1 protein-coding gene is annotated in these 385 nt (G+C 32.7%); it reads right to left on the bottom strand.

What is annotated here, in order from left to right; translation table 11 throughout:
* A partial coding sequence (locus CBI42_RS11500) for a head-tail connector protein (protein ID WP_256963823.1) occupies positions 1-206 on the bottom strand: 206 nt, incomplete at its 3' end.
* Positions 207-385 lie beyond the last annotated feature (179 nt).

Genomic DNA, 385 nt, shown 5'->3' with positions numbered 1-385 from the left:
CTATTTTGGTAATACAAAGTCGCCAATTCGACAATGATAAATTTATATCGATCGTCTGAACTCATATCGTTATTGCAAGCATTGTTTAGATATGCTTTTGCTGAATTAAGATAATCAGTTAATAACTGGTCATCATCACTAATATTCGATGAAATATGCAAACTATTCTTAAGTTCATTTAATAAGTCTGTTGTTGTATCTGCCATTCTAATACCTTCTTTCAAATTAATTTATGTATAAAAAAGGCGGTACAATGACCGTCTTTAATTTTTAATTACTTGCCTGGAGTTGTGTCGATTGTCAAAGCTACGGTAGCGGACTTATCAATAAATTGATAATCGTTGCGCAACATGATTGCCAAGCCTTGGCTGTATGAATCGAATTG

Origin of the sequence: Streptococcus sp. KR, assembly GCF_002238115.1 — a bacterium.
Taxonomy (GTDB): domain Bacteria; phylum Bacillota; class Bacilli; order Lactobacillales; family Streptococcaceae; genus Streptococcus.
The sequence above is the reverse complement of the archived record's forward strand: the minus strand, read 5'-3'. Positions and strand labels throughout refer to the sequence as shown.